Here is a 3898-nt window from a genome sequence, read left to right as displayed (position 1 = left end):
GTGTGCGCTGATATGCCGCACCCATCGTCCTCATGCCTGCGCAATCAGACGATTCCGAACAATTTTGAGTTTGTGTTAAGCGCCGCGAATTAGCACCTTCTGACAGTATTTGCCAACTGCTTTCGATATCCGTCTGCGGCATCGCTACGTTGTGCAAATAGAAATGAATGATCGTCGTTATCGCCTGGTGTTCAGCCGGCGGCGGGGCATGCTGGTGGCCATGGAAGAAACAGCGCGCGGCGCTGGCAAGGCCGGCCAGGGCGAGACGGCTGCAATGAGTTCTGTATCGGGTTCTGCAAGGGGTTCTGCCTCGCGTTCTGCAGCGCGGGCGCCGGCACGATCGGCGGCAACGGCGATGTGACGCTGACCGGCCAGACGCTTTCGAACACCCAAGGCGCACAGATCGTCGCCGGTCACGACCTGACGCTGAACATCGCGCAGTGGGTCGAGAACACCGGCGGTACGCTTGCCGGGGCACACAAGCTCACGCTGAACGAGCCCGGCGCGGCCGTCATCAACCAGAACGGCTCAATCCACGGCAACGGCGCAATCGCGCTGAACGTCGCATCGCTCGACAACACGTCGGGCAGGATCGGCAACGACACCGGTAGTGGCGGCAGCATCACGATCGCTGCGGGCACGCTGGGAAACCAGAACGGCGCGATCGGCAGCGACCAGAACCTGTACGTCACGACGAATCAGCTGTCGGGCGACGGCACGATCATCGCCGGCCATGACGGTACGTTGAGCGTCAACGGCCACTACACGAACGATGCGGCGAACCGGATTCACGCCAATCATGATCTGACGCTCACGACGGGGGGTGACTTCACGAACCAGGGCACCCTGGACGCCGTGAACGCGCTGACGGTCAACGCCGCCAAGGTCGACAACCAGGCAGGCGCCGATCTGAACTCGGCCAGCACGACGATCCACGCGGGTCATGCCATCACCAACGCGGGGCGTCTCGAAGGCGACACGGTGACGACGCACAGCGCGTCGCTGACCAACCTCGCCACCATCGTCGGCGACTACGTGACGCTGAATGCCGCGTCGATGTCCAACACCGGGTCCGCTGCGGCCATCGCAGCAGCCACGCAGCTGAACCTGTATGCGTCGAATACGTTGTCGAACACCGGGGGCGCCAGTCTCTTCAGTCTGGGCGACATCCATATCGCCGCGGACGGCACGCGTGATGCAAGCGGCCTGCTCACCCATCGGGCGGCTTCGGTCACCAACGACCAGTCGACCATCGAGGCGCAAGGCAATCTGGAAATCGCCACGCAGACGCTGACGAATACCCGTCCGGCGCCCACCGTACAGACGGTGACGGCGGGCGTCGACACGGCGCACCAGACCAAGCGCGGCAAGTACATCGCCTGTGCGACGGGCAATGCCAACAACCATTCATCGTGCACCCAGGCCGTGTGGGACTATGGCTACAAGACCCCGCGCACCGACACCTTCACCAGCGCGTCGATCGTCTCGCAGGACCCGTCGCAGCACCAGATCGTGCTGAACCTCAACGGTCAGCCGCAGACGATCTACTACAGCAGCATGACCAATAACGGCGGCACGGTCACGCTCACGTACTGGGACGCCTACGACCCCCATCTCCACTACCTTCCGTCCACGGAATACGCGACGCGCAGCGATGCGCACAAGGGCTACCAGCGCGTCGAGATCGCGCGCGATACCACGACCACGACGCAGCAGGATCAGGCGACGGGCGCGGCACCGCAAGCCCAGCTGCTCGCAGGCAGCAAGATGACGCTCGCGAACGTCGGCACGATCGACAACCGCTATAGCGCGATCGCAGCCGGCCACTCGATCCAGATCGGCAGCACGCAACAGGGGGGATCGGTTGGCAGCGGCAACCATGGTGGCACGACGGTCAACAACACCGGGCAGACGCTGTACCGGTACCAGTCGCAGAACATCGTTTCGACCTACGCGTGGAACGAGGACACCCATCGCGATGTCGGCACCGTGGCGCAAGCGCCGCTCGTGCTGCAACCGGTCGCCATCGGCGGCACGGGCGGCACGATCATCGCGAACAACGCGGTGCAGATCCACGCGACGAACCTCGACAATACCAACGTCGCGGCCGCCAGCTCGGCCACGGGTGCAACGGGCGGCACGCTCGGTGCGAACCCGACGGTCGCGAATGCGCCGCAGTCCGTGGCGAGCAGCACCGGTGCGCTGAACATCCCCCTGCCGACAGGCGGGCTGTATGCCTTCCAACCCGCGCCGGGTCAGCCGTACCTGATCGCCACGGATCCGCGACAAGTTACACGCGTTTCATCTCGAGCGACTATATGCTCGGCCAGCTCGGGCTGAATCCACAGGTAACCGAGAAACGCCTCGGCGACGGCCTGTATGAGCAGCAACTGGTGCGCAACCAGGTGACGCAGCTCACCGGCCGGGTGTACCTGCAGGGTTACACGAATAACGAGGACGAGTATCGCGCGCTGATGACGGCGGGCGCGAACACCGCGAAGCAGTTCAATCTGGAGCCGGGCATCGCACTGACCTCCGCGCAAATGGATGCGCTCACGAGCGACATCGTGTGGCTGGTGAACCAGACGGTGACGCTGCCTGACGGCAGCACGCAACAGGTACTGGCGCCGGTGGTGTATCTCGCGCACACGCATGCGAACGACCTGCAGCCGAGTGGCGCGCTGATCGCTGCCGATGACGTGGACCTCCATACAACAGGCAGCGCGACTAATTCCGGTGTGATCAAGGGCGGCACGCAGACGGTTGTGGCCGCGACGGACATCCTGAACCGCGGCGGCTCGATCAACAGCAGTGCCACGAACGGCACGACGACCGTCTCGGCGACCCACGATGTGGTCAACGCGTCGGGCCAGATCACGGGTAACCGCGTGGCGGTGCTGGCGGGCAACGATATCGTCAATACCACGCTGGTCGATACCGTCGGCGTGAGCGCGGTGTCCGGCAATAGTAAGGTCCAGACAACCCTGCTCGGTGCGCAGGGCACGATTGCTTCGAGCGGTGCCACGAGTGGTGTGTCGGGCGGCGCGTCGACCGGCGACTTGGTCGTATAGGCCGGACGCGACCTGCGCGTGCACGGCGCGAATATCGCCGCGAGCGGTGACGCGCAGCTCACAGCGGGCCGCGACATCACGGTCGACGCGGTGCAGTCCACTATTGCGCAGTCGGTCACGAAAAACAGCCAGCATCACTGGGAGGCGAACAGCACGACCCACGAGACCAGCGCGATCTCGGCGGGCGGCAGTCTCGCGATGCAAAGCGGCGACGACACGACGCTCAAGGGCGCACAGGTGGTGGCCGAGAAGGACCTGACGGTGGTCGCGGGCGGCAATCTCATGGCAACGACGGTGACCAATGAGGCGCGGCTCGATAACGTCGCGACCGACGACAGCACGCGCAAGGAAGTCGATCATGCCGACGACCAGCAGGCGGTCGGCACGCGCTTCTCGGCGGGCGGCAACGCGACGCTCGCCGCGGTCGATCCCGACGCCGGCGACCATGCGCGCACCGACGGCAAGGGCAATGTGACGCTCACCGGCTCGTCGTTGACGGCGGGGGCGACCCACGACGTGGCGAACGGCAGCGGCGCCGCCACGATCGCGGCGAGCGGCAACGTGACGATCGACGAAGGCCGCGAAGCACACGACAGCAGCACCTCGGTTGAGTCCAAGCGCGGCAGCTTCGTCCACCGCTCGACGACCGATACGGCGCAGCGCACGCAGGCGAATATCGGTGTCGCCAGCACGGTGTCCGGCGAAGCGGTGGCGATCCGCGCCGATCGGGATCTGACGGTCCGGGGCGCCACGGTCGTCGGCACCCACGACGTGAAGCTCGCGGCAGACGGCAACGTCAAGATCACGACCTCGCAGGATACGCAAAC

Annotated in this window: 1 protein-coding gene and 1 pseudogene; both read left to right on the top strand. The window is 65.1% G+C overall.

What is annotated here, in order from left to right; translation table 11 throughout:
• Positions 1-163 precede the first annotated feature (163 nt).
• Positions 164-361, top strand: a complete 198-nt coding sequence (locus HV670_RS29495) for an ESPR-type extended signal peptide-containing protein (RefSeq protein ID WP_175108464.1) — start codon at positions 164-166, stop codon at positions 359-361.
• Positions 325-3898: pseudogene (locus HV670_RS29490) on the top strand (beta strand repeat-containing protein); the annotation flags it as partial. The gene HV670_RS29495 and the pseudogene HV670_RS29490, both read left to right, overlap by 37 nt.

It is taken from the genome of Pararobbsia alpina (genome assembly GCF_902859895.1).
GTDB lineage: Bacteria > Pseudomonadota > Gammaproteobacteria > Burkholderiales > Burkholderiaceae > Pararobbsia > Pararobbsia alpina.
Note: the sequence above shows the minus strand (reverse complement) of the source record. Positions and strands in the feature narration are given on the sequence as shown.

What these genes read in the sequence shown, in the direction of transcription:
- HV670_RS29495 (WP_175108464.1), top strand. Translation starts at nt 164, where the DNA reads ATGAATGATCGTCGTTATCGCCTGGTGTTCAGCCGGCGGCGGGGCATG.